This window comes from Pseudomonas sp. YH-1, from assembly GCF_051990045.1.
Lineage (GTDB): Bacteria > Pseudomonadota > Gammaproteobacteria > Pseudomonadales > Pseudomonadaceae > Pseudomonas > Pseudomonas nicosulfuronedens.
This window is the reverse complement of sequence record NZ_CP178184.1, coordinates 1,227,444-1,251,611: the sequence shown is the minus strand read 5'-3', so window position 1 is coordinate 1,251,611 and position 24,168 is coordinate 1,227,444. Positions and strand designations below refer to the sequence as shown.

General features: G+C 65.7%; 20 protein-coding genes and 1 pseudogene. 15 read left to right on the top strand and 6 right to left on the bottom strand.

The features are described 5' to 3' along the window. The first annotated feature begins 209 nt into the window (after nt 1-209). From ACKI1H_RS05690 to cls, 7 genes are all read left to right on the top strand, one after another. Complete coding sequence (locus tag ACKI1H_RS05690; RefSeq protein ID WP_440467869.1) at nt 210-1,031, top strand: energy transducer TonB; 822 nt, start codon at nt 210-212, stop codon at nt 1,029-1,031. A gap of 49 nt (nt 1,032-1,080) precedes the next feature. Then, entirely contained in the window at nt 1,081-1,797 is a 717-nt protein-coding gene (locus ACKI1H_RS05685) for a MotA/TolQ/ExbB proton channel family protein (RefSeq protein ID WP_081518836.1), read from the top strand. Between the two features lies 1 nt (nt 1,798). Then, nucleotides 1,799-2,200 carry an ExbD/TolR family protein gene (locus ACKI1H_RS05680; RefSeq protein ID WP_138519902.1) on the top strand — a complete coding sequence of 134 codons (402 nt, stop codon included), beginning with the start codon at nt 1,799-1,801 and terminating at the stop codon, nt 2,198-2,200. Between the two features lie 343 nt (nt 2,201-2,543). Then, entirely contained in the window at nt 2,544-3,197 is a 654-nt protein-coding gene (locus ACKI1H_RS05675) for a gamma-glutamylcyclotransferase (protein ID WP_138519903.1), read from the top strand. 118 nt (nt 3,198-3,315) lie between these two features. After that, on the top strand, nt 3,316-3,897 hold the full coding sequence (locus ACKI1H_RS05670) for an alpha/beta hydrolase (RefSeq protein WP_440468827.1): 582 nt from the start codon (nt 3,316-3,318) through the stop codon (nt 3,895-3,897). Between the two features lie 108 nt (nt 3,898-4,005). Further along, nucleotides 4,006-5,403, top strand: coding sequence for an amidase (locus tag ACKI1H_RS05665; RefSeq protein ID WP_440467868.1), 1,398 nt, complete (start codon nt 4,006-4,008; stop codon nt 5,401-5,403). 42 nt (nt 5,404-5,445) lie between these two features. Continuing rightward, the gene (gene cls / locus ACKI1H_RS05660) at nt 5,446-6,879 is read left to right on the top strand and encodes a cardiolipin synthase (RefSeq protein ID WP_138519905.1); all 1,434 of its coding nucleotides are present in this window, start codon (nt 5,446-5,448) and stop codon (nt 6,877-6,879) included. 259 nt (nt 6,880-7,138) lie between these two features. Here cls and ahpF read toward each other — a convergent pair whose 3' ends face one another. Then, the gene (gene ahpF, locus ACKI1H_RS05655; RefSeq protein ID WP_138519906.1) at nt 7,139-8,704 is read right to left on the bottom strand and encodes an alkyl hydroperoxide reductase subunit F; all 1,566 of its coding nucleotides are present in this window, start codon (nt 8,702-8,704) and stop codon (nt 7,139-7,141) included. A gap of 196 nt (nt 8,705-8,900) precedes the next feature. Further along, nucleotides 8,901-9,464 (bottom strand): alkyl hydroperoxide reductase subunit C, encoded by a 564-nt coding sequence (ahpC, locus tag ACKI1H_RS05650; protein ID WP_037016170.1) that lies wholly within the window; start codon nt 9,462-9,464, stop codon nt 8,901-8,903. Nucleotides 9,465-9,932: 468 nt separating this feature from the next. Between ahpC and xdhA the strand changes: the two genes are divergently transcribed. From xdhA to ACKI1H_RS05625, 5 genes and pseudogenes are all read left to right on the top strand, one after another. Further along, nucleotides 9,933-11,357: a xanthine dehydrogenase small subunit gene (gene xdhA / locus ACKI1H_RS05645; RefSeq protein WP_440467867.1), complete on the top strand. Its 1,425-nt coding sequence runs from the start codon at nt 9,933-9,935 to the stop codon at nt 11,355-11,357. Beyond that, a complete protein-coding gene (gene xdhB / locus ACKI1H_RS05640) occupies nt 11,350-13,872 on the top strand; it encodes a xanthine dehydrogenase molybdopterin binding subunit (protein WP_440467866.1) in 2,523 nt (840 codons plus the stop codon). The genes xdhA and xdhB overlap by 8 nt, the downstream gene beginning before the upstream one ends. Beyond that, the gene (gene xdhC, locus ACKI1H_RS05635) at nt 13,869-14,723 is read left to right on the top strand and encodes a xanthine dehydrogenase accessory protein XdhC (protein WP_440467865.1); all 855 of its coding nucleotides are present in this window, start codon (nt 13,869-13,871) and stop codon (nt 14,721-14,723) included. Before xdhB ends, xdhC begins: the two co-directional genes overlap by 4 nt. Before the next feature lie 107 nt (nt 14,724-14,830). Next, nucleotides 14,831-15,892, top strand: a pseudogene (locus ACKI1H_RS05630) (HAMP domain-containing protein); the annotation flags it as partial. Nucleotides 15,893-16,021: 129 nt separating this feature from the next. Further along, the gene (locus ACKI1H_RS05625; protein WP_412548196.1) at nt 16,022-16,759 is read left to right on the top strand and encodes a methyl-accepting chemotaxis protein; all 738 of its coding nucleotides are present in this window, start codon (nt 16,022-16,024) and stop codon (nt 16,757-16,759) included. A gap of 472 nt (nt 16,760-17,231) precedes the next feature. Here the strand turns inward: ACKI1H_RS05625 and ACKI1H_RS05620 are convergent, their stop codons facing one another. The 4 genes from ACKI1H_RS05620 to ACKI1H_RS05605 form a co-directional block, all read right to left on the bottom strand. Continuing rightward, on the bottom strand, nt 17,232-17,822 hold the full coding sequence (locus ACKI1H_RS05620) for an IMPACT family protein (RefSeq protein ID WP_440467864.1): 591 nt from the start codon (nt 17,820-17,822) through the stop codon (nt 17,232-17,234). After that, nucleotides 17,819-18,490 carry a TetR family transcriptional regulator C-terminal domain-containing protein gene (locus tag ACKI1H_RS05615; protein ID WP_440467863.1) on the bottom strand — a complete coding sequence of 224 codons (672 nt, stop codon included), beginning with the start codon at nt 18,488-18,490 and terminating at the stop codon, nt 17,819-17,821. The genes ACKI1H_RS05620 and ACKI1H_RS05615 overlap by 4 nt, the downstream gene beginning before the upstream one ends. Nucleotides 18,491-18,651: 161 nt before the next feature. Beyond that, on the bottom strand, nt 18,652-19,137 hold the full coding sequence (locus tag ACKI1H_RS05610) for a hypothetical protein (protein WP_138519913.1): 486 nt from the start codon (nt 19,135-19,137) through the stop codon (nt 18,652-18,654). Between the two features lie 191 nt (nt 19,138-19,328). Continuing rightward, nucleotides 19,329-20,165 (bottom strand): outer membrane protein OmpK, encoded by an 837-nt coding sequence (locus ACKI1H_RS05605; RefSeq protein WP_138519914.1) that lies wholly within the window; start codon nt 20,163-20,165, stop codon nt 19,329-19,331. Nucleotides 20,166-20,736: 571 nt separating this feature from the next. Between ACKI1H_RS05605 and ACKI1H_RS05600 the strand changes: the two genes are divergently transcribed. From ACKI1H_RS05600 to ACKI1H_RS05590, 3 genes are all read left to right on the top strand, one after another. Beyond that, the gene (locus ACKI1H_RS05600; protein ID WP_440468826.1) at nt 20,737-21,534 is read left to right on the top strand and encodes an AraC family transcriptional regulator; all 798 of its coding nucleotides are present in this window, start codon (nt 20,737-20,739) and stop codon (nt 21,532-21,534) included. Nucleotides 21,535-21,867: 333 nt separating this feature from the next. Further along, nucleotides 21,868-23,175 carry an MFS transporter gene (locus tag ACKI1H_RS05595; protein ID WP_440467862.1) on the top strand — a complete coding sequence of 436 codons (1,308 nt, stop codon included), beginning with the start codon at nt 21,868-21,870 and terminating at the stop codon, nt 23,173-23,175. Nucleotides 23,176-23,405: 230 nt separating this feature from the next. Further along, a complete protein-coding gene (locus ACKI1H_RS05590; RefSeq protein ID WP_440467861.1) occupies nt 23,406-24,089 on the top strand; it encodes an SDR family oxidoreductase in 684 nt (227 codons plus the stop codon). The last annotated feature ends 79 nt before the right edge of the window (nt 24,090-24,168 follow it).

Below are 24,168 nucleotides of genomic sequence, written 5' to 3'. Positions count from 1 at the left end.
TATTTTTCATGCCGCAAAGGCATCGGTTTTTTGCGAAATCACGCAAAGGCCCGTACGGCGTGGCCTGCAGCGATTCTCCAAAAACACATAGCACTGAAAGTTATTTAAATAAGAGAAACAATCACTTCAAGAGCTAAGACGCTCCGCCAATCATGCAGGTCCGTTTCAAGCGCGACGTAGAGCCGCGCAGACCTGCAAGGAGATCGTTCATGGCTCAACCCCAGCATGCCCTCGCGCCGGATGCTTTCCTGCGCCACGTGCCCGGCGGCGACCTGGTCGATCTCGGACGCCCGTTGCGTCACGCGCTGGAGCTGGGCCGCCACGTGCCGGCAAAAGCCCGTGCGCTGAGCCGCCGCGAAGCCGTCCTGCTCGGTCTGTTCACCCTGACGCTACACGGCGCGGTGATCTACTGGCTGAGCCAGCAGCCCACTCCGCAGTTGCCGGAAGTGCCGCCGCAGGTGCCGCCGATGACCATCGAATTCACCGCCCCCACTCCGCCCGTGGTCGAGCCACCACCGCCCGAGCCGATTCCCGAGCCGGTGGTGCAGGAGCCGCCGCCCCCGGTGGTGGACGAGAACGCGGTGAAACCGCCGCCGCCCAAGCCGATCCCCAAACCCGTCTCGAAACCTAAGCCGAAACCGGTCCCCAAGCCCGTGCCCAAGCCGGTCGAGCAGCCCACGCCGCCCAAGGCCGAAACCCCGCCGCCGCAACCGGCACCACCCGCTCCGCCAGCGCCGGCTCCGGCTCCGCTGACGCCGCCCTCGGCCAACGCCGGCTACCAGAAGAACCCGGCGCCGGAATACCCGCCACTGGCCCAGCGCCGTGGCTGGGAAGGCACCGTGCTGCTGCGGGTGCATGTCCTCGCCAGCGGTAGCCCGAACGAGATCCAGGTGCAGAAGAGCAGCGGCCGCGACGCCCTGGACGATGCGGCGGTGCGCGCGGTGAAACGCTGGAGCTTCGTCCCCGCCAAGCGCGGCGACGTAGCCCAGGACGGCTGGGTCAGCGTACCCATCGATTTCAAATTGCATTGATTCAACTTGCCCAGATCAGCCGCACGAGAAACGCGGAAGGAGAACACCCATGAGTCTGCCCCTGAACCCCCTGGAATCCGTCGAAGGCGCAGTCATCTGGCTGCTGGTCGGCTTCTCCGTCGTCACCTGGGCCCTGGCCCTGGTGAAAGGCGTCCAGTTCACCCGCCAGAAGTCCCAGGACAAGCGCTTCCAGAAGCAGTTCTGGAGCGCCACCAGCCTCGAATCGGCCGGTGACCAGGCCGCCGGCAAGCCCGGCGCCGGCGCCCGTGTCGCCCAGGCCGGCTTCGCCGCCATCCAGGTGCAGGACAACGGCCAGCCGGACCTCGCCCAGTCGATCAACCACCAGGACCGCCTGGAGCGCGCCCTGCGCCAGCAGATCCAGCGTGAGCGCCGCTCCCTGGAATCCGGCCTCGCGGTGCTCGCCTCGATCGGTTCCACCTCGCCCTTCATCGGCCTGTTCGGCACCGTGTGGGGCATCATGGAAGCGCTCAAGGGCATCAGCGCGGCCGGTTCGGCCAGTCTGGAAACCGTCGCCGGCCCGATCGGCAGCGCGCTGATCGCCACCGGCGTGGGTATCGCCGTCGCCGTGCCGGCGGTGCTGGTCTACAACTACTTCCTCCGCCGCCTGAAGCTCACGGCGGCCGACCTCGACGACTTCGCCCACGACTTCTACAGCCTCGCGCAGAAGAGCGCCTTCCGCGTCGTCACCCTGCCCACCGCCGCGCGCAAACCGGCTGCCGGCGCCAGCGTGAAGGAGGCGAGCTGACATGGCCTTCTCGACCCAGGACAGCGACGAGGTTCTCTCCGAGATCAACGTGACCCCGCTGGTGGACGTGATGCTGGTGCTGCTGGTCGTGTTCATCGTCACCGCGCCACTGCTGACCAACGCCATTCCGATCAACCTGCCCAAGACCGAGGCGGTCGCCCCGCCGGAGCAGAAGGACCCGCTGGTGGTGAGCATCGACGGCGCCGGCAAGTGGTTCATCAACAAGGACGAAATTCAGCCGGAACTCCTGCAAGGCAACCTGCAGGCGGCCAAGGCCAGGGACGCAGAAGTGCGTGTGCAGCTGCAGGCCGACGAGAACGTGAACTACGGCCAGGTGGCCAAGGCCATGGCCTCCATCGAGAAGGCGGGCATTACCAAGCTGGCGGTGATCACCGCGCGCTGAGGCACCTGTAAGACACCTGAAACAGAGCGGGTGTAGAAAGGGACCTCCACAACGTACCGAGCTTCAAGGCCGCTCTCCCAATACTCAGGCAGGGGTGAGCGGCCTTTTTTTATGCCCGGCTTCGACATCCGCCGGATGTCGGGTTCGCGAGCAAGCTCGCTCCTACAGGTTTGAGCCGGAGCGCTCTTTGTAGGAGCGAGCTTGCTCGCGAACCGCCCCTGATCCGTCCACCGCCGTTCGTCGTCATCCCCACCTCGGCAATAAACCTATGCCTTTCAGGCCCTTCCGTGGCCGCCGCAGTTCTACTAAGTTGATGACAGTTAGGAGACCTGAGGGGTACCGCATGACATCGTCTCCCGCTTCGGAAGGCCCGTTCTATCCACCGACACTGGGGGTGCCGGAACGTTTCACACCCGCACAGCTGCGCGCCTCGCTCGACATCACCATGAGCGAACACGGCGCCGGCCCGGTGTGGCTGTTCGCCTACGGCTCGCTGATCTGGCGTCCGGAATTCCCGGTGGCCGAGGCACGCCGCGCGCGGGTACATGGCTACCACCGCGGGCTCTACCTGTGGTCCCTCACCCACCGCGGCACCCCGGAAGCCCCGGGCCTGGTGCTGGGCCTGGACCGTGGCGGCTCCTGCTCGGGCTTCGCCTTCCGCCTGCCGGAAGACCACCTCGACGCCAATCTCTACGCGCTCTGGGAACGGGAAATGCCCTATGCCTCCTACCGCCCGGAATGGCTGAACTGCCGCCTCGACGACGGCAGCCGCGTGCGCGCCCTGGGCTTCGTCCTCGAACGCCACTTGCCCAGCTACGCAGGCTCCCTGCCCGACAACATCGTCCAGCACGTACTCGACAGCGCCCAGGGCCACTTCGGCACCACCCGCGACTACGTCGAGCAGACCGCCAAGGCACTGCGCGACTACGCCATGCCCGACCTCAACCTGGAAGGCATCCTGGCGCGCTGCTGTCCGTTGCGCCGGGCGCAGGAATGAAGGCTTATAGCGATTCGTTTAGCTTAAATACTGCATAAGCAAAGAATTTCTTATTCCTTAACGAACATTAAAACCCTCCCTAGAATGCCTTCTCATGACGATTCGAGAGGGCCGCTTCATGCGCAACGAACGCATCCGCTACCTGATCGTGCCGGGCTGGCACGGATCCGACGACGCCCACTGGCAGAGCCATTGGCAGAGCGCCCTGCCGAACGCCGCGCGGGTGCAGCAGCAGGACTGGATCACCCCGCAGCACCACGACTGGGTTGCCGAACTGGACCGCGAAATCCGCCGCGAACCCGGCCGCGTGGTGCTGATAGCCCACAGCCTGGGCTGCGTCACCGTTGCCTCCTGGGCGGCCCGCGCCGACCGCCGCACCCTCGCCCAGGTCGCCGGCGCCCTGCTGGTCGCCCCGGCCGACGTGGAACGGGAAACCTGCCACGAAGCGCTGCGCAACTTCGCCCCCATCGCCGCGCAGGCGCTGCCCTTCCCCGCCGTGCTGGTGGGTTCGGACAACGACGCTGCCTGCAGCCCGCAGCGCGCATTGATCCTCGGCCGCGCCTGGGGCACCGAGACGGTGATCCTGCCGTCCGCCGGGCACATCAACGTGAAATCCGGCCACGGCGCCTGGGAATCGGGCTACCGTCATCTTTATCGCCTGCAGTACCTGATCGACCAGCAATCGCGCCAGCGCGCCTGATTCCGACCTCTGACGACCGGAGCATGGAGCGCGGTGTGACGACCGCGCCTATCCCATCGCGGCGCGGATTCGGCTAGGGTGAGGCATAGCCCCACGCCGGAGACCGCCATGCCCCCGTTGCACGACCTGTCCGCCGTCGAACTGCTGGCCCTGTACCGCTCGCACCAGCTTTCCCCCGTCGAGTACCTGGAACACCTGATCGCTCACATCGACCGCTGGGAACCGCAGCTTTGCGCGCTCTTCGCCTTCGATCCGCAGCGGGCGATGGAGCAGGCGCGGCGCTCCGAGGCGCGCTGGATTCGCTGCGCGCCCTGTGGCGAACTGGATGGCGTGCCGGTGACCATCAAGGTGCTGATCGCCACCCGTGGCGACCCGATTCCCCAGGGCTGCGCCGCCACCCTGCTGCAACCTTCCACCGGCGATGCACCGCCCGCCGCGCGGATGTTCGAGGCCGGCGCGATCCTGCTGGGCAAGACCACGGTGCCGGACTTCGGCATGCTCTCCTCCGGGCTCTCCAGCTTCCACGAACTGGCGCGCAACCCCTGGGACCTGCGCATGAACCCCGGCGGCTCCAGCGCTGGCGCCGCCTCGGCCGCCGCCGCCGGCTACGGGCCGCTGCACATCGGCACCGACATCGGCGGTTCGGTGCGGCTGCCGGCGGGCTGGTGCGGCCTGATCGGGTTCAAGCCGAGCTTCGGGCGTATTCCCATCGACCCCTACTACACCGGGCGCTGCGCCGGGCCCATGACCCGCACCCTGGATGACGCGGCGCTGATGATGAAGCACCTCGTCCGCCCGGACTGGCGCGACGCCACGTCCCTGCCGCCGGAGGAACTGGACTGGCACATCGAGCCGCTGGACGTGCAGGGCCTGCGCATCGGCCTGCAACTCGATCCCGGCTGCGGCCTGCAGCCCGAACCCGAAGTGCGCGACGCCGTCGAGGCAGCCGCACGGCGCTTCGCCGATGCGGGCGCGGAAATCGTCGAAGTCCGACCGATCCTCGATCGCGAGCTGCTCGACGGCCTCGACAAGTTCTGGCGCGCACGCCTCTGGGCCGAGCTGGAAAACCTGCCCCGGGAGCGCCAGGCCAAGGTGCTGCCCTACATCTACCAGTGGGCCGAGGGCGGCGCCTCGGTCAGCGGCGCCGACGCGGTGCGCGGCTACAACCGCACTTTCGACATGCGTCGACGGGCTGCCGAGCAATTCCACGAAGTAGACTTCCTGCTCTCGCCGACCAACCAGGTCTCCGCCTTCCCGGCCGAATGGGCCTCGCCCACCAACGACCCGGCGCTGCCCTTCGAGCACATCGGCTTCACCGTACCCTGGAACATGTCCGAGCAACCGGCACTCTCAATCAACTGTGGCTTCACCAGCGCCGGCATGCCCATCGGCCTGCAGATCGTCGGCCCGCGCTTCGCCGACATCACTGTGCTGCGCTTGGGAAAAGCCTACGAACACTGGCGAGGCCCGATCCACCACTGGCCGCAGCCGCCGGGAGTCAACTAGGCTCAAAGCCAACGCCGAGCACAAGGAACCGATCGCGCGCCCATGCATTACTCCGCCTACATCGCCCACTTCCTGGTGGTCATCCAGTTGCTGGGAATCATCGCCGCGGTCCACGCCGTGCTCAGCGTGCGCACCGCTCAGGGCGCCATCGCCTGGGCCACTTCGCTGGTGTTCATGCCACTGCTGACCCTGGTGCCCTACCTGGTCTTCGGCCGCAGCCGCTTTGACGCCTACATCGGCGCGCGCCGGCAGGCCAACGAGGAAATGCACGTGGCCGCCGCCGAGCTGGACTGGCGCCCCTGGGTGGAAGAAGCCCTCGCCGCCCGCCAGTACCATGCCTACAAATCGCTCAAGGCCATGGTTGGCCTGGCGCGCATGCCGACGCTGGCGAACAACAAGGTGCGCCTGCTGGTGAACGGCAAGGCCTCCTTCGACGCGATGTTCGAGGCGATCTCCAGCGCGCGGAAAGTCATCCTGGTGCAGTTCTTCATCATCCGCGACGACGCCCTTGGCCAGCGCCTGGCGCAACTGCTGATGGAGCGCGCCGCCAACGGTGTGGATGTGTTCCTGATGTATGACGGCATCGGCAGCCATTCGCTGCCGCGCCGCTATGTGGAAAAACTGCGCCAGGGCGGCGTGCAGGTCCATGCCTTCAGCACCGGCAGCGGGATGATCAACCGCTTCCAGGTCAACTTCCGCAACCACCGCAAGATCGTGGTGGTCGACGGCGTACGCGGTTTCGTCGGCGGACACAACGTTGGCGTCGAATACCTGGGCGAGAAGCCGCCGCTGGCACCCTGGCGCGACACCCACATCGAGCTGCACGGCCCAGCGGTGGCCTGCTTGCAGGAGTGCTTCGCCGAAGACTGGTTCTGGGCCACTCATGCGCTGCCGACGCTGATCCTGCCCGATGGCTACGACGATGCCGGGATGCTCTGCCAGGTGGTGCCCAGCGGGCCAGCGGACACCCAGGAAACCTGCTCGCTGTTCTTCGTCGAGTCGATCAACGCGGCGGTGGAGCGGGTGTGGATCACCACGCCGTATTTTGTCCCCGACGAAGCCGTCGCCGCCGCCCTGCGCCTGGCGGTGCTGCGCGGCGTGGACGTGCGCATCCTGCTGCCCTCGCGGCCGGACCACAAGACGGTCTACGCCGCCTCCAGCCTCTACGCGCTGGAGGCCGTGCGCGCTGGCGTACGGGTGTTCCGCTACCAGCCCGGGTTCCTGCACCAGAAGGTGGTGCTGATCGACCACGACAGCGCCGCCGTAGGCAGCGCCAATCTGGACAACCGCTCCTTCCGCCTGAACTTCGAGATCATGGTGATCACCGTCGACGAAGGCTTCGCTCGCGACGTGGAGAGCATGCTGGAAGAGGACTTCGCCCAGTCGGTGGAGATGACCCTGGACGACCGCAAGCGCGTGCATCGGCTGCAGCAGTTGGGGATGCGGGTGGCACGGCTGGTGTCGCCGATTCTTTGAAGGTTTGGAGCGGGGGCTGGCCCTCTCCCCCGCCCTCTCCCTGAAGGGAGAGGGAGCCGTCCTCTGCCGCGACATGTTTCGAAGTCAGCCGGAAAGCGCAGAGATATCAGCGCCTGCCGAACAGTCCCCTCTCCCTTCAGGGAGAGGGTTAGGGAGAGGGCGCTAATCCAAGCGCCTGAACCGACAGACACGCACCGCACAAAAGAAACGCCCGGTTCACTCTCGTGAACCGGGCGTTTCTTTCTCTAGCGCGAGGTCATCAGGCTGGCGCGGAGGAGCGGATCAGATGATCGAAGGCGGAGAGCGACGCTTTGGCGCCTTCGCCGACCGCGATCACGATCTGCTTGTACGGTACGGTGGTCACGTCACCGGCGGCGAAGATGCCCGGCAGCGAGGTTTCACCGCGAGCGTCGACGATGATCTCGCCGCGCGGGGTCAGCTCGATGGTGCCCTTGAGCCATTCGCTGTTGGGCAGCAGGCCGATCTGCACGAAGATGCCTTCCAGCTCGATGGACTTGAACTCTTCCGAGTTGCGGTCCTTGTAGACCAGCCCGGTGACTTTCTGGCCATCGCCTTTCACTTCGCTGGTCAGTGCGCTGGTGATCACTTCCACGTTCGGCAGGCTGAACAGCTTGCGTTGCAATACGGCGTCAGCGCGCAGCTTGCTGTCGAACTCCAGCAGGGTCACGTGGCTGACGATACCGGCCAGGTCGATGGCCGCCTCGACGCCGGAGTTACCGCCACCGATCACCGCCACGCGCTTGCCCTTGAACAGGGGGCCGTCGCAGTGCGGGCAGAAGCACACACCCTTGGCCTTGTATTCCTTCTCGCCCGGCACACCCATTTCGCGCCAGCGGGCGCCGGTGGCCAGGATCACGGACTTGGCCTTCAGGCTGCCGCCACCCTCGAACTGCACTTCGTGCAGGCCGCCGGCGGTCTTCGCCGGAATCAGCGCACTGGCGCGCTGCAGGTTCATGATGTCGACGTCGTAGTGCTTGACGTGCTCTTCCAGCTGGCGAGCCAGTTTCGGGCCTTCGGTCTCGGTCACCGAGATGAAGTTCTCGATCGCCATGGTGTCCAGCACCTGGCCGCCGAAGCGCTCGGCCGCGACACCGGTACGGATGCCTTTACGGGCGGCGTAGATGGCGGCCGCAGCACCGGCCGGGCCACCGCCGACGACCAGTACATCGAATTCTTCTTTCGCCGACAGCTTCTCGGCTTCGCGGGCTGCGGCGCCGGTGTCGATCTTGGCGAGGATTTCCTCCACGCCCATGCGGCCCTGGCCGAACACTTCACCGTTGAGGTAGAGGCTCGGTACAGCCATCACCTGGCGGCGCTCGACTTCTTCCTGGAACAACGCGCCGTCGATGGCGACGTGGCGGATGTTCGGGTTGAGCACGGCCATCAGGTTCAGCGCCTGGACCACGTCCGGGCAGTTCTGGCAGGACAGCGAGAAGTAGGTTTCGAACTCGAACGAACCCTGGATGCCCTTGATCTGCTCGATCACTTGCGCGTCGAGCTTGGACGGGTGGCCGCCGACCTGCAGCAGCGCCAGCACCAGGGAGGTGAATTCGTGGCCCATGGGGATGCCGGCGAAAGCCAGGCCGATGTTCGCCCCGGGGCGGTTCAGCGCGAAGGAAGGCTTGCGGGCATCGCTGCCGTCTTCACGCAGGGTGATCTTGTCGGTCAGGCCGACGATGTCGTGCAGCAGTTCGCTCAGCTCGCGGGATTTGTCGCTGTCATCGAGGGAAGCGACGATCTCGAACGGCTGCTGGACCTTTTCCAGGTAGGCCTTCAACTGGGTTTTAAGCGTGGCGTCCAACATGATCCAGATCCTCGGAATTTGAGCAAAGGGGTTCCCCGGCGAGCCTTCTGGCCCACCCTACACACGCTTTTGGCTTTAGGTAGGGAGGATGCCGGTAGGCATCCTCGGGGTGTTGCAAAACGGTGGGGGAAGCCGTCGGGCGAGCGCCCGGAGGTGGCGCGGCGGGAGCCACCGCGCAACCGCTTCCCGGCCGTTCTTAGATCTTGCCGACCAGGTCCAGGGACGGAGCCAGGGTCTTCTCGCCTTCTTTCCACTTGGCCGGGCAGACTTCGCCCGGGTGAGCGGCGGTGTACTGGGCAGCTTTCAGCTTGCGCAGGGTTTCGCCGACGTCACGAGCGATCTCGTTGGAGTGGATTTCGACGGTCTTGATCACGCCTTCCGGGTTGATCACGAAGGTGCCGCGCAGGGCCAGGCCTTCTTCCGGGATGTGCACGCCGAAAGCGTTGGTCAGCTGGTGGGTCGGGTCGCCGATCAGCGGGAACTGAGCCTTGCCAACAGCCGGGGAGGTTTCGTGCCACACCTTGTGGGAGAAGTGGGTGTCGGTGGTCACGATGTAAACCTCGGTACCAGCGTCACGGAACGCAGCGTAGTTGTTGGCGGCGTCTTCGATCTCGGTCGGGCAGTTGAAGGTGAAGGCTGCCGGCATGAAGATCAGTACCGACCACTTGCCCTTCAGGGACTGCTCGGTGACTTCGATGAACTTGCCATTGTGGAAAGCGTTGACCTTGAACGGTTGGACTTGGGTGTTGATCAGGTTCATTAGGCAATTCCTCGTAGAGAGTTGTCGTTTAATCGAGTGGGTCGATCGTTAGAAATTCGACAGGTAGAAGATTATCGTCTGATGACAGAAAAGGCCCATTGATTTAGGGCATTAGGAATATTGAGTCTTTCTATGGGAATACTTATAGAAGGAAGAAGTTTCCTATCAAGCGAAGCGCTGCATCCTACGCCTGGATATCCGCTTCGAGGGCTCTGCCTGGCGGCTTCAAGCCCTACCCCCTGAGTCCGGCGGCTAGCACCGGTCCTGTCACCTTGGCGCGAAAGCCACTGGAGGGCAACGGCGGATGCGACGTACGGTCCCCTGTACCCTCTCCCGGCCTTCGCCTTTTTTGCCCTGCCCGCCCACGAGCCTATGCTTGTGCCTGAGAGCTGCTGCCGGGGGGCTCTCGCGCATTCCGGACAGCCTTCGCGAAGCGGTACGCCGCACGCCTGACGACGAGGACTCCCGATGATCCAGTTCCTGCTCGGCGATGAGGCCATCCAGGTTGACGGACTCGCGCCTGAAACCAGCCTGCTCGACTACCTGCGCATCCACCGTGCGCGCACCGGTACCAAGGAGGGCTGCGCCTCGGGCGACTGCGGCGCCTGCACCGTAGTGCTCGCCGAACCTGAGGGCGAAGCGCTGCGCTACCGCGCGGTGAACGCCTGCATCACGCTGCTGGGCGCGATCCACGGGCGCCAGGTGCTGACCGTGGAGCACCTCGGCGAGCCCGGCGCACTGCATCCGGTGCAGCAGGCAATGGTGGACTGCCACGGCTCGCAGTGCGGCTTCTGCACACCGGGCATCGTCATGTCGCTGTTCGCCTGGCGCCACTCGCCGCCGCCACACAATCGCGAGACGGCGCTGACCGCGCTCTCCGGCAACCTGTGCCGCTGCACCGGCTACCGGCCGATCCTCGACGCCGCCGCGCAGATCGCCGGGCAGCCCTGCCACGACCAGTTCGCGCACAACACGACCCTCACCGTCACCCGTCTTCGGGAAATACCTACAGCCGGCGCGTTGCGCGACGGCGAGGCGCAGGCCTGGTTGCCCGCCTCGCTGGAGGAACTGGATACCCTGCTGCAGCGTCATCCGCAGGCACGTCTGATTGCCGGCGGCACCGACCTGGCGCTGGAAGCCACGCAGAATCTCAAGGCCTTCCCTGCACTGATCCACCTGGACCGCATCGACCAACTCCAGCGCCTGGAGGTCCATGCCGACCACCTGCTGATCGGCGCCGCGCGAACCTATGCCGACTGCCTTGAAGCGCTGCGGGAGTTTCCCGGCGTCGCCGCCCTGCTCGAACGCCTTGGCTCCCTGCAGATCCGCCAGCGCGGCAGCCTGGGCGGCAACATCGCCAACGCCTCCCCCATCGGCGACATGCCACCGCTGCTGCTCGCACTGGATGCCCGGCTGCGCCTGCGCAAGGCGGGAAGCGTGCGCGAAGTCCCCATCGACGGGTTCTTCACCGGCTACCGCCAGACGCTCCTGCAAGCCGGCGAATACATCGAGGCGCTGCTGATTCCACACCTGCGCGAGAACCAGCGGTTCCGCGTCGACAAGGTATCCAAGCGCCGCGACGACGATATTTCCGCCGTTTGCCTGGCCCTGCGCCTGGACCTCGACGAGGCCGGCACCGTCACCGACGCGCGCCTTGCCTGCGGAGGCATGGCGGCCACGCCGGTGCGCGGTGCGTACACCGAAACAGCCTTGCGCGGCAGGCCTTTCGACGCCATTGCCGTGGCCGCCGCACAAGCGGCGATCCCCCAGGATTTCCAGCCCATCGACGACCTGCGCGCCAGCGCCGCATATCGGCTGAAGGTGGCGCAGAACCTGTTGCAGCGCGCACTACTGGAATGGTCCGAATGCCCTGCGGAGGTGCGCCATGCGTAGCCTGCCACCGCTGGCCAGCAACGGCGTCGCAGTTGCCATCCACAGCGCGGGAAAGCCCCGCGAACACGATAGCGCCACGCTGCACGTGAGCGGTGCCGCGCGCTACGTGGACGACCTGAAGGAACCACGCGAGCTGCTGCACGCCGCTGTCGGCCTGACTGAAATCGCCTGCGGCGCCGTGCTCTCGCTCGATCTCGATGCCGTGCGCAGCGCGTCCGGCGTGGTGGCCGTGCTGACCCTGGACGACGTGCCGGGCCACACCGACATCGGTCCGGTGTTCCCCGGCGACCCGCTGCTCGCTGGCGAGCGGGTGAAATACCACGGTCAGGCACTGTTCGCGGTCGCCGCCGAAAGCCTCATCCAGGCGCGCCGGGCGGTACGCCTGGCGAAGGTCGAGTACGCGAAGGAAGCTCCGCTGATCGACCCGCTGCGGGCCAAGGCCGAGGAACGCTTCGTGCGCCCACCGCACCACCTTCGCCGGGGCGATGCGCAGGCTGCACTGGAGAGCGCTCCGCACATACTGGAAGCGCGCCAGTTCATCGGCGGCCAGGAGCATTTCTACCTCGAAGGCCAAGCCTCGCTCGCCCTGCCCAGCGACGACGGCGGCATGCTGGTGCACACCTCCAGCCAGCACCCAAGCGAAGTACAGAAACTGGTCGCCGAAGTGCTGGCGATCCCGCTGGCCAAGGTCACCGTGGAAGTGCGGCGCATGGGCGGTGGTTTCGGCGGCAAAGAGACCCAGGCCGCGCCCTTCGCCTGCCTCGCTGCGCTGCTCGCGCACAAGACCGGTCGCGCGGTGAAACTGCGTCTGCCGCGCGCCGACGACATGCGCCTGACCGGCAAGCGCCACCCCTTCCACAACCGCTACCGCATCGGCTTCGACAACGAGGGCCGACTGTTCGCCGCGCAGCTTGAAGTGGTGGGCGACTGCGGCCATTCGCCGGACCTCTCCGACGCCATCGTCGACCGCGCGATGTTCCATGCCGACAACGCCTACTTCATCCCCGACGTGGCCATCTCCGGCTACCGCAGCTTTACCAACATCGTCTCGCACACGGCATTCCGCGGTTTCGGCGGGCCGCAGGGGATGATGATCATCGAGCGCGCCATGGACGACATAGCCCGTGCAGTGGGCAAGGACCCGCTGGAGGTGCGCAAGCTCAACCTCTATGGAGGAATGGGAAGGGAACTGACGCCCTACCACCAGAAGGTCGAGCACAACCTGCTGGGAGAACTGATCGCACGCCTGGAACAGAGCAGCGAGTACGCCGCACGTCGCACGGGCATCCGCGACTTCAATGCACAGAGTCCGGTGCTGAAAAAGGGCTTGGCGCTGACGCCGGTGAAATTCGGCATTTCCTTCACTGCGCAGCATCTGAATCAGGCGGGCGCGTTGATCCACCTCTACACCGACGGCAGCATCCAACTGAACCACGGCGGCACCGAAATGGGCCAGGGCCTGAACACCAAGGTCGCGCAGATAGTCGCCGAGGAATTTCAGGTGCCGCTGGAGCGTGTGGTGATTACCGCCACGCGCACCGACAAGGTGCCCAACACCTCGCCCACTGCCGCCTCCAGCGGCACCGACCTGAACGGCATGGCCGCCCGCGATGCCGCGCGCACGCTGAAGAAGCGCCTGGCCGACTTCCTTGCCGAACGGGATGGCGTGAAGCCGCAGGAGGTTCGTTTCGAGCACGGCGGCGTGACCGCCGGGGCGCAGCACCTGGGCTTCACCGAGGTGATCCAGGCGGCCTACTTCGCGCGCATCCAGCTCTCCGCCACCGGCTTCTACCGCACGCCGAAAATCTTCTACGACCGCGAGAAGGGCCAGGGCCACCCGTTCTTCTACTTCGCCTATGGCGCGGCGGTCTCCGAGGTGGAAGTCGACACGCTGACAGGCGAGTACCGCGTGCTTCGCGTGGACATCCTCCACGACGTCGGCCGCAGCGTGAACCCGGCGATCGACATCGGCCAGATCGAAGGCGGCTTCGTCCAGGGCATGGGCTGGCTGACCACCGAGGAGCTGCGCTGGGACGACGCGGGCAAGCTGCTCACGGTGGGGCCGGCCACCTACAAGATCCCGGCGGTGAGCGACGCGCCGGAAGACTTCCGCGTGGCACTGTTCGAGCGTCCCAACGAAGAGGACAGCGTGTACCTGTCCAAGGCGGTGGGCGAACCGCCGTTCATGCTGGCGATCTCGGTGTGGTCGGCGCTGCGCGACGCCATCGCCAGCCTCGCGGATTACCGGCTGAGCCCCGACCTGGATACGCCAGCGACGCCGGAGCGGGTACTCTGGGCCTGTGAGGCGATGCGCCAGCAAGAGCACCCTCTCCCCAGCCCTCTCCCGCAGGCGGGAGAGGGGGCCGACCGGCGCGACGCTCCTCCGGGTCTTCAGCCGGCAGTTGCGCTGTCCGTGAAAAGACCATCCTCCTATCCTGCACCGAACCGCCCCCTCTCCCTTCAGGGAGAGGGCTGGGGAGAGGGTGAACAGCCAGCAGAGGAGTTCAGGCCATGACCTGGATGGACGCCATCGCCCGCCTGCGCGACAGCGCCGAGCGCTACGTGCTGATCACCGTGATCGGCGTGCAGGGCTCCACGCCCCGCGAGTCCGGCAGCAAGATGCTGGTCACCGCCGGGGAAACCTTCGACACCATCGGCGGTGGCCATCTGGAATTTGCCGCCATCGAGCACGCCCGCCAGCTATTGCTGGCCGGCAAGAACAGCCAGGCGCTGGAACACTTCCCCCTCGGCGCGCGGCTGGGCCAATGCTGCGGCGGGCGCGCCAGCCTGCTGTTCGAATGCTTCGCCGCACGCGGGCCGCAGGTCGTGCTGTTCGGTGCCGGCCACGTGGGCCGAGCGCTCGCGCCGCTGCTGGCGGGGCTGCCGCTGCGCCTGGAGTGGGTGGACAGCCGCGCAGCGGAGTTCCCCCAGTCCGTTCCCGAGGGCGTGCACATGCGTTTGCTGGAGGAGCCGGAAGATGCCGTGCACGAGGCGCCGCCGGGTAGCTACTTCCTGGTCATGACCCACAACCACCCGCTGGACTACGCCATCGCCGAGGCGGTACTCAAGCGCGGCGACGCCGGCTTCCTCGGCATGATCGGTTCGCGCACAAAGGCCCGGCGCTTCCAGATGAGGCTGGAGCAGCACGGTTATCCACAGGAGGTGATCGCGCAGATACATTGCCCCATCGGCCTGGCCGAAGTACCCGGCAAACGCCCGCTGGAAGTGGCCATCTCGGTCGCTGCCCAGGTCATCGCCCGCTATCACCAGGACGCCCCCGCCCGGCAGACGCGAGAAGGGGTGGAATGGGCCGAGCTGTGCAGTGAAGGCTCGTGCAGCGGCACACCGGAAACACAAAAAACCTGACCAGTGGGACAACAGTTTTTTCTGCCGCCGCCGATACACTCAACGACCCCGTCTCTTCGCCCGTCACTGTCGGGCGTGTCGTTGTGCGTTCGGAGGAAAACAAGAACATGCGCCTGCGAAGTATCCAGACCCAACTCATCCTCAGCATGGGCGCTGCCCTGCTCATCAGCCTGCTCATCGTCCTCGGCCTGTATGCCGTGCTGGTCAATCGCCTCAGCGAGCGCTACCTGCTTGAACAGGCGCTGCCGGCGAGCATCCAGGCGATTGCCAACGACTTCGAGAAGCGCCTCACCGGCCCCATCACCGCGGCGGCCGGCATCGCCGACAACACCCTGGTGCAGGACTGGCTGGCGGCCGGCGAGAAGCCCGAACAGCTTGCCGAGTTCACCCGCTACCTGGGTGGCATCCGCGCCTCGCAGAAGGCCTTCTCTGCGCTGATCACCTCCAACGCCAGCGGCGCCTACTACAGCGACAAGGGCAAGGAACGCACGCTGAGCCGCAGCGAGCCGAAGGACAGCTGGTACTTCCAGTTCATCGACAGCGGCAAGCCGCGCATGTGGAACATCGACACCGACGGCAGCACCGGCGAACTGGCGCTGTTCATCGACCAGCGTGTGGAGCAGGGCGGCAAGCTGCTGGGCATCGCCGGGTTGGGCCTGGAAATGCGTGAGCTGTCGACGCTGATCCGCGACTTCCGCTTCGGCCAGTCCGGTCGCGTGTACCTGGTGAAGAACGACGGCCAGGTGCAGATCCATCCCGACGCCTCGCTGCCCAAGGGACGCATCCTCGGCGACCTGATCGGCGCCGACGCCGCCAGTGCGCTGCTCGGCCAGCAGGGCTTCCACAGCGCTCGCTTCGAGCGTGGCGGCGAGGACTACCTGGCCGCCAGCCTGCCGCTGCATGACCTGGGCTGGACCCTGGTGAGCGAGGTGCCGGAAGCGGAAATCTACGCCGACGCCCGCGAGGCGCTGGCCTTCTCCGGCCTGGCCGGGGCTGTGGTCGCCCTGCTCTGCCTGGCTTTGGTGGTGCTGATGGCGCGCAGCCTGGCCAGGCCGATCCGCCAGGTGACCCGGGCGTTGCTGGAAATTGGCGGTGGCGGCGGCGACCTCACACGCCGCCTGGACGACAGCCGCGCCGACGAGCTGGGCGACCTGGCACGCGGCTTCAACCGCTTCCTCGAGGGCCAGCGCGCGCTGATCGGCGCCGTGCTCGGCACCAGCCAGCAACTACTGCGTACCGTCGGCGAAGTGGCGCAGGTGGTGGACAACACTGCCGACCGCGCCGGCCGCCAGCAGGAAATGACCGACATGGTCGCCACGGCGGTCAACGAGATGGGCAGCACCGTGCAGGAAATCGCCCGTAACGCCGAGCAGGCCGCCAGTGCCTCGCAGCAGGCAAGGGAAGAGGCCGGTGAAGCGCGCCGCGTGGTCGGCGGCTCGCTGCAGGTCGGCCAGCGCATGTCCGGGGAGATCGGCGAAGCCGCCGGCGCCGTGGGTGAGTTGGCCGGGCAAGTGGCAAGTATCGACCAGGTGCTGGCGGTGATCCGTGGCGTTTCCGAGCAGACCAACCTGCTCGCCCTCAACGCCGCCATCGAGGCGGCGCGTGCGGGTGAACTGGGCCGTGGCTTCGCTGTGGTGGCCGACGAGGTACGCACGCTGGCCAGCCGCACTCAGGGCTCCACCGACGAAATCCTCACGATCATCCAGCGCCTGAAGGGCGGCGCGGAGGCTGCGGTGCGCTCGATGCAGTCCAGCCAGCAGACCACCGGCCAGAGCCTGGCCGCCAGCGAACAGGCGGGCGCCTCGCTGGGTGCCATCGCCGATCAGGTGGAGCGCATCAGCGATATCAACCATCAGGTCGCCACGGCCACCGAGGAGCAGTCGGCGGTGACCGAGGAGATCAATCGCAACGTGCAGGGCATCGCCGATCTCGCTCACGCCACCACCCGCGAAGTGCAGCACGGCCGCGAGCAATGCCGCGAGTTGCGGAACCTGGCCGATGACCTGGCGCGGCAGATGGCGCAGTTCCGCCTTTGAGCTGTTCCGGCGCCGACCTTGTGCCGGCGCCTTTTCCCCAGAGTTACCCACAGATTTTCCAAGCGAAGCGGCAGCCTTTTCGCCATGGCCGGTGGGTGGTGACGGCCGATCAGCGCACGAAGTGTCTCGCCAGCGAGACACCTTGCCCACAAGTTGCCCACAGATTGTCCAGAGACTTGCCCCCAACCTCCACGGCGCCGCCCGCTCAACTGGCGAAAAGCCCGAGCCCAGGCCCTGCAAGCCCTGCATCAATCCGATGAATAACTTACCGACCGGTCAGAAGTGGTGTTTAACCATGTTCCCGGGGAGTTTCACCCACACCTTTTCCACAGCTTGTTCATATTTCACTCAACAGGCACAAGGGCGTTTGATCAGAAAATGAGCGACGCGCTGAAGGCTGCGGAATACCTGAGCAGCAGAGGTCCTGCCACAGGTTATCCACAGGCGGTTCCACGGAGTTTGGGGAGAAAAATCAGGCGTCCAGCCATTGCGCCTGGACGCGACCACGACTGAGGTCGCTCAACAGCCTCTGCAGAGGCTCGACCTGGGTGGTCGGCAGGTTCACCGTCATGCGCACACCTTCCGCACCAAAAGCTTCGTCTTCGACACTGGCGCCGAGCGCGAGCACCCGCGCCTTGAACAGCGCGTGCTCGGCAAAACTGCAATCGAACGCCAGCCGGCTGCTGGGCACCAGTTCGATGCGTTCGGCGTCCTGCAGGCATTTCGCCGCGCAGCCCCCATAGGCGCGGACCAGGCCGCCGGTGCCGAGCTTGATGCCACCGAACCAGCGGCTGACGACGACTACCACGCGGTCCATGTCCTGCCCCTCGATGGCGACCAGCATGGGCCGGCCGGCGGTGCCGCCGGGCTCGCCGTCGTCGCTGAAGCGGTACTGGTTGCCCAGCTTCCAGGCCCAGCAGTTGTGCCCGGCGCTGGCGTCGCGGTGAGCGGCGAGGAAGGCCTGGGCCTCGACCTCGCTGGCGATAGGGGCGGCGACGCAGTGGAAGCGGCTCTTGCGGATGTCTTCCTCGTAAACCGCGGGGCCGGCGAGGGTGAAACTCATGCCGAGGCCGGCGGGGGCGTCAGCCCGCAACCCTTGAGGATAATGCGGATGAGGTTGTCACTGGCTTCGCTGAAGTCCTGCTTGGACAGGCGCTTGCGGCCAGTGACGAAGCCGATCTGGGTGGCGAAGTCAGCGTAGTGCTGGGTGCTGCTCCAGATCAGGAAGATCAGGTTCACCGGGTCCACGGCGTCCATCTTGCCGGCGTCGATCCAGGCCTGAAACACCGCGGCGCGGCCGGCAAACCAGGTGCGGTAGTCCTGGCTGAAGTGCTGGGAGAGGCATTCGCCGCCGCTGATGATCTCCATGGCGAACACCCGCGAGGCCTGCGGGTAACGGCGGGAGAACTCCATCTTGGCGCGGATGTAGGCGGCCAGCGCCACGGCCGGGTCATCGTCCACGGTCAGATGGTTGAAGGTGCTGTCCCACAGTTCGAGGATGTTGCTCAGCACCGCCACGTACAGCCCCAGCTTGTTGCTGAAGTAGTAATGCAGGTTGGCCTTGGGCAGGCCGACGCGCTGGGCGATGGTGTTCATGCTGGTGCCCTTGAAGCCGTGGCGGGCGAACTCCTCCTCGGCGGCGGCGAGGATGGCTTCCTCGTTCTTCTGGCGAATGCGACCGGCGGGCTTTTCGCCGTTGGGCGCGGTATGGGCGGGTACCTGGAGGGTCATGCGGGATGTCCGTGCATTTTGCGGGGGCGCTGCATGGATAACCCAGGCGGGTAGCGGGATTCAAGCGCAAGGCGAGAAAAAGGGCAGGAACCGGCATCGCCAGGCGGTGCGGTCCCTGCCCCAGCCACGACAGCCCCCGGAAATGGACCGGGGGCACGGCATCACTTGGTGGTACCGGTGGTCCCGGAGCTGTGGTGGCCACCGCCACCGCCGTGGTTGCCGATGGCAGCGCCAATCGCGACGACCGCGGCACCGATGCCGACAGCCTCACCGACGGTCAGCTGGCCGTACAGCGGAGTGGCCAGGCCCATGCCGGAGCAGGTCGGCGGCAGCGGAACGATCGCGCCGGCACGATCCTTGTCGTCCTTGTCAGCTGCGTTCGCGGCCCGGGCCTGATCCTGCTGGTCTTTCGCACCGCCGCCCCACAGCGGCGCACAATCGTTGGTGGCGACCACGGCCTTCTGTTCTTCCTTCGGCTCTTCTTTCACCGGCGCCGGCTGGGAACGGGTAATGACGTCCTGATAGAAGCCGCCCGCATGGGTTTCGTCGTGCACTTCGGTCGCGGGAATGCTGGGGTGCCCGAGAGGCGCCGCCAATACCGGGGTGCCCAGGCTCGCGGCAATGGCCGCGATCAACAGTTTCTTCATGGCTCACATCTCCTAGGTGAAGCAAAAGAGATGCAAAGCTAGAGGCTGGCAAGGGTTCGACCAATGGGCTGCGAGCCGGATGGCCTGTCGGCAATTTCCGAAAGATTTGCTGACATTGCTGCAGGCTCAAGAATTTGCCGACGAAGCCTGAAAAGACCGACCCCGCCAGGTGGCGGGGTCGGTGGGGAACATCAGAAGTGGTACTTGACCAACGCGCTGACGGTGTTCTGGTCGGTGGTGAAGTACTGAGAATCCTTGATGCCGTACTTGTCGGACCAGTAGTCGTACTCGATACCCACGTACAGGTGCTTGGCCTCGTAGCCCAGGGACTTGCCCAGGTCGTATTTCACCTGCGGGTTGAAGTGCAGGTTGGCGTGATAATCCGACTGGTTGCGGTGGCTGGAGCTGGCGTCCTTGTTGTTCACGACCCAGTCCATGAAGCCGTCGAACAGGATGTCGGAGTTGCCCACCGGGATGGTGATCGCCCAGGCCGGGGTGATCTGCCAGGCGCCGGACGGTACGCGGTTGCCGTCGGGCTTGCGGTAGTAGAAGTTCAGCTGGAAGTAATCGAAGCCCGGCAGCGCCAGGTCGAAGCCCGGACCGACCAGGTAGGACTCGACGTCGCCTTCGCCGAACTCGTAGGTGGTCGCCAGCAGCACGTCCTTGACCGGGCCGAAGGACAGGTCGGTACCGGTGATCTTGCCGAACGACAGGCGCGGGCTGAACTCACCGTAGTAGGTGTTCTTGCCGTTGGTGGCGCTTTCCTTGCCGTTGTAGTTGATCTGGTCGACGAAGAACCAGATGTCGCCCCAGGTCCAGGCGCTCGCACTCTCGAAGGTGAAGGTCTGCTGGATCGGCGGATCTACCTTGAAGTTCTTGCCCCACAGGTAGGACAGGCTTTCGTTGTGCCAGATCAGCGGGCCATCGTTGACGGCCTTGGCCGGCTCCAGGTCTTCACCGCCAGCCATGGCCTGCCCGGCCGCGAGCAGCCCGCCGGCGAGCAGCAGGGATGCGAGAGTGCGAGTCATGCGTTGCTCCTAATCAGTGCAGTCGTGTTGCGTTTTTAATTGTCGGTGGAACCTGTCCGGTCGGTCAGGCCTGGCGAGGAAAAGCAAGATTGGCGCCAATCCTGATCAGATGTTCCACTTTTATGACGGACCCTTTCAGGTCCGCTCCTTTGGCAGGGAAGACGCAGGTGCACGGGACGGGCCATTTCCTGACTCACAGGACAACTTCGCCTGTTTCGAGGGCATCGGCCCCAGCAGCAAGCACTGAAATGGCGATCGCCGACCAGAAGATTGGATACATGAAAAACTTGTGTTGAAACGAATCAACACAAATTGTGTATACAACTATCCTGTGGGAAATCTACACAACAGCCGTCGGAACACACCACGCGTTTTTCCGGGCGCGGATAATGCCAGACAAGGGCCTTCACCACACCTGTCAGAGTGCCTCGGGCCGCTGGGCGGTCGCGCTGTCGGATGCTTCCTTCAGGGCTCGAACGCCGTCGTTCGGACCGACAACATCGGTTAACTGGCTTGAGGCGAAGGGGGCGGCCTGCCAGACTCCGATGCTCCAGCGATACTTTCCAAAGTTATACCGATGAAAGGACAAGCCCCCGAACTGCAGCGCCTGATCCCGGTACTCGACCGCCTGCCGCGGCCGGTCTATGCGCGCGCCGAGCGTTTACGCGCGGGCTCCTGGACCAGCAAGCACCATCACGCCTGGGTGCAGCTGTCCTACGCCATCACCGGGGTGTTGGGTGTACACACGGCCGAAGGCAGCTTCTTCGCACCACCGCAGCGGGCGATCTGGATTCCAGCCTTCCTCGACCATGAAGTGGTGACCTCGACCCAGGCGGAAATGCGCAGCCTGTACATTCGCGATGACGCCTGCCGCTGGGCGCCGGATCGCTGCCGGGTGCTGGAGGTGACGCCGCTGGCCCGCGAGCTGATCAAGAGCTTCTGCGAACTGCCGGTGGATTATCCACAGGGCGAGAGCGCCGAATCGCGGCTGGTGGAAGTGCTGCTGGACCAACTGCGCGACCTGCCGGAAGTCGCCTTCTCCCTGCCGATGCCGCAGGAGGGCCGCCTGCTGCAGTTGTGCCAGACGCTGATCGACCACCCGACCGACAGCCACACCCTGGGCGACTGGGCCCAGCGCATCGGCACCTCGGAGAAGACCCTGTCGCGACTGTTCCAGCGCGAGACCGGGATGACCTTCCGCCTGTGGCGCCAGCGCCAGCGCCTGCTCGCTTCCCTCGGCTCGCTCGAGGCCGGCGATAGCGTGACGGCGGCGGCGCTGGATTGCGGGTACGACTCCACCTCGGCGTACATCGCATCGTTCAAGGGCTTGTTCGGCTTTACCCCGGGCGACCTGTTCCGCCAGCGCTGAACAGCACCCATCCGCCAAGGCTGCTGTTGTAGGAGCGAGCTTGCTCGCGAACTGCCAAGCGCGAGTGCCGCCGGGTAATCCGTTCGCGAGCAAGCTCGCTCCTACAGGTCAACCTGAGCATCGGCGGATTTCCGCTCAACACCCTCGCCAATCGGCGCCGCTTCGCCTGCCAGCGCCACCCAAGAAATCGCTCAACGCTTAGTGCCACGCTGCTTTCGCTTATTGGCACGCTGCCTGCTATCGCCCTCGACACTGCGCCGCCCTCGCGGCGCGCCGGCGTGACGTTACAAGTAGTCCGCACGCCTGACGACAACAACGACAAGAGGAATACCCATGGATAGCGCAAGCGCCGTCTCCGCTTCTGCCGCACCTCGCACGACTTCCCAGCGCATCAAGTCGATCTTCAGTGGCTCGGTCGGCAACCTGGTCGAGTGGTACGACTGGTACGTCTACGCCGCCTTTTCGCTGTACTTCGCCAAGGCGTTCTTCCCCCAGGGCGACATGACCGCCCAGCTGCTGAACACCGCCGCGATCTTCGCCGTGGGCTTCCTCATGCGTCCGATCGGCGGCTGGCTGATGGGTATCTATGCCGACCGCAAGGGCCGCAAGGCGGCGTTGCTGGCCTCGGTGCTGCTGATGTGCTTCGGCTCGCTGATCATCGCCCTGACCCCCAGCTATGAAACCATCGGCGTCGGCGCCCCGATCCTGCTGGTGCTCGCGCGCCTGCTGCAGGGCCTGTCGGTCGGCGGCGAATACGGCACATCCGCGACCTACCTGAGCGAGATGGCCAACAGGGAGCAGCGCGGCTTCTTCTCCAGCTTCCAGTACGTCACCCTGATCTCCGGCCAGCTCATCGCCCTGGCGGTGCTGATCGTGCTGCAGCAGACCCTGACCGTCGAGCAGCTGGAAAGCTGGGGCTGGCGTATTCCGTTCTTCATCGGCGCGCTCTGCGCGGTCGTCGCCATGTTCCTGCGTCGCGGCATGGAAGAGACCGAGTCCTTCTCCACCAAGAAGGAAGAGCCCAAGGAAAGCCTGATGCGCTCGCTGATGCGCCATCCCAAGGAAGTGCTCACCGTGGTCGGCCTGACCATGGGCGGCACCCTGGCCTTCTACACCTACACCACGTACATGCAGAAGTACCTGGTGAACACCGTGGGCATGAGCAAGAACGACTCGACCATGATCTCGGCCGCCACCCTGTTCCTGTTCATGCTGCTGCAGCCCATCGTCGGCGCACTCTCGGACAAGATCGGCCGTCGCCCGATCCTGATCGCCTTCGGCGTGCTGGGCACCGTCTTCACCTACCCGATCCTCAGCACCCTGCACACCATCGATACCTGGTGGGGCGCGTTCTTCCTGATCATGGCCGCGCTGGTCATCGTCAGCGGCTACACCTCGATCAACGCCGTGGTGAAGGCCGAGCTGTTCCCCACCGAGATCCGCGCCCTGGGCGTGGGCCTGCCCTACGCGCTGACCGTATCGATCTTCGGCGGCACCGCCGAGTACGTGGCGCTGTGGTTCAAGAGCATCGGCATGGAGAGCGGCTTCTACTGGTACGTCACCGCGTGCATCGCCTGCTCGCTGCTGGTCTACGTGACCATGAAGGACACCCAGAAGCACTCGAAGATCACCACCGACTGATTGGGCTCCTTGCCCAGGCCCCGGCGCACACTCTCCGGGGCTTTTTATCCACAGGGCCCGGCACATGCCGGGCCTTGTCGTTTGAGCGCTTCGCCGTCTGCAGGAGCGAGCTTGCTCGCGAACAAACGCCGCTGCGGACTCGGTTCGCGAGCAAGCTCGCTCCTACACGATCAGTGCCGTCATCCGGGTGGGTTATCCTTGACCCTTCCGTCACCTGCTGGAGCCCTGCCATGACCACCCCGAAATCCGCCCTGATCATCGGCGCCTCGCGCGGCCTCGGCCTGGGCCTGGTGCGCGAGTTGCTGGACCGCGGCTGGGACGTCACCGCCACCGTGCGCGATGCTGCCCATCCCGGCGAGCTGGCCAACCTGCCGGTGCGCGTGGAAACGCTGCTGCTGGACGACATCCACTCCCAGGACCGTCTTGCCGAAGCCCTGGCCGGCTCGCGCTTCGACCTCATCTACATCAACGCCGGCATCTACGGCCCGGCGCACCAGTCGGCCATCGACGCCAGCCTCGCCGACGTCGGCCAGTTGTTCATGGTCAACGCCATCGCCCCGCTGCGCCTGGCCGAGCGCCTGCTGCCGCGTCTGGACTCCGAGCGCGGTGTATTGGCCTTCATGACCTCCGAGCTGGGCAGCGTGGCTGGCAACGTCTCCGGCGGCATGGCGTTGTATCGCGCGAGCAAGGCAGCGCTGAATTCGCTCACCCGCAGCTTCGTGGTCGAACTGGGCGATACCGGTATCACGGTACTCAACCTGCATCCGGGCTGGGTGCGCACCGACATGGGTGGGGAGTCCGCGCCGCTGGACGTGCAGACCAGCGCCAAAGGCCTCGTCGACCAGGTCGATGGCCACGCCGGCCGTGGCGGGCAGTTCTACCTGGATTACCAGGGAGCGACGATCGACTGGTGACGAGCAGCGCCGTGGGCGCTACCATGCGCCCACGCCTGACTTCCGAGTCAGCGAACCTGGATCAGCAGACAGGGTGAAC

Bases quoted from the DNA above. Each gene is read 5' to 3' on its own strand.
- ACKI1H_RS05670 (WP_440468827.1), top strand. From the start codon at position 3,316: ATGCGCAACGAACGCATCCGCTACCTGATCGTGCCGGGCTGGCACGGA.
- ACKI1H_RS05605 (WP_138519914.1), bottom strand. From the start codon at position 20,165: ATGACTCGCACTCTCGCATCCCTGCTGCTCGCCGGCGGGCTGCTCGCG.
- ahpF (WP_138519906.1), bottom strand. From the start codon at position 8,704: ATGTTGGACGCCACGCTTAAAACCCAGTTGAAGGCCTACCTGGAAAAG.
- ACKI1H_RS05685 (WP_081518836.1), top strand. From the start codon at position 1,081: ATGAGTCTGCCCCTGAACCCCCTGGAATCCGTCGAAGGCGCAGTCATC.
- ACKI1H_RS05675 (WP_138519903.1), top strand. From the start codon at position 2,544: ATGACATCGTCTCCCGCTTCGGAAGGCCCGTTCTATCCACCGACACTG.
- ACKI1H_RS05620 (WP_440467864.1), bottom strand. From the start codon at position 17,822: ATGAGTTTCACCCTCGCCGGCCCCGCGGTTTACGAGGAAGACATCCGC.
- xdhB (WP_440467866.1), top strand. From the start codon at position 11,350: ATGCGTAGCCTGCCACCGCTGGCCAGCAACGGCGTCGCAGTTGCCATC.
- xdhC (WP_440467865.1), top strand. From the start codon at position 13,869: ATGACCTGGATGGACGCCATCGCCCGCCTGCGCGACAGCGCCGAGCGC.
- ACKI1H_RS05680 (WP_138519902.1), top strand. From the start codon at position 1,799: ATGGCCTTCTCGACCCAGGACAGCGACGAGGTTCTCTCCGAGATCAAC.
- ACKI1H_RS05625 (WP_412548196.1), top strand. From the start codon at position 16,022: ATGACCGACATGGTCGCCACGGCGGTCAACGAGATGGGCAGCACCGTG.
- ACKI1H_RS05690 (WP_440467869.1), top strand. From the start codon at position 210: ATGGCTCAACCCCAGCATGCCCTCGCGCCGGATGCTTTCCTGCGCCAC.
- ahpC (WP_037016170.1), bottom strand. From the start codon at position 9,464: ATGAACCTGATCAACACCCAAGTCCAACCGTTCAAGGTCAACGCTTTC.
- ACKI1H_RS05595 (WP_440467862.1), top strand. From the start codon at position 21,868: ATGGATAGCGCAAGCGCCGTCTCCGCTTCTGCCGCACCTCGCACGACT.
- xdhA (WP_440467867.1), top strand. From the start codon at position 9,933: ATGATCCAGTTCCTGCTCGGCGATGAGGCCATCCAGGTTGACGGACTC.
- ACKI1H_RS05590 (WP_440467861.1), top strand. From the start codon at position 23,406: ATGACCACCCCGAAATCCGCCCTGATCATCGGCGCCTCGCGCGGCCTC.
- cls (WP_138519905.1), top strand. From the start codon at position 5,446: ATGCATTACTCCGCCTACATCGCCCACTTCCTGGTGGTCATCCAGTTG.
- ACKI1H_RS05610 (WP_138519913.1), bottom strand. From the start codon at position 19,137: ATGAAGAAACTGTTGATCGCGGCCATTGCCGCGAGCCTGGGCACCCCG.
- ACKI1H_RS05615 (WP_440467863.1), bottom strand. From the start codon at position 18,490: ATGACCCTCCAGGTACCCGCCCATACCGCGCCCAACGGCGAAAAGCCC.
- ACKI1H_RS05665 (WP_440467868.1), top strand. From the start codon at position 4,006: ATGCCCCCGTTGCACGACCTGTCCGCCGTCGAACTGCTGGCCCTGTAC.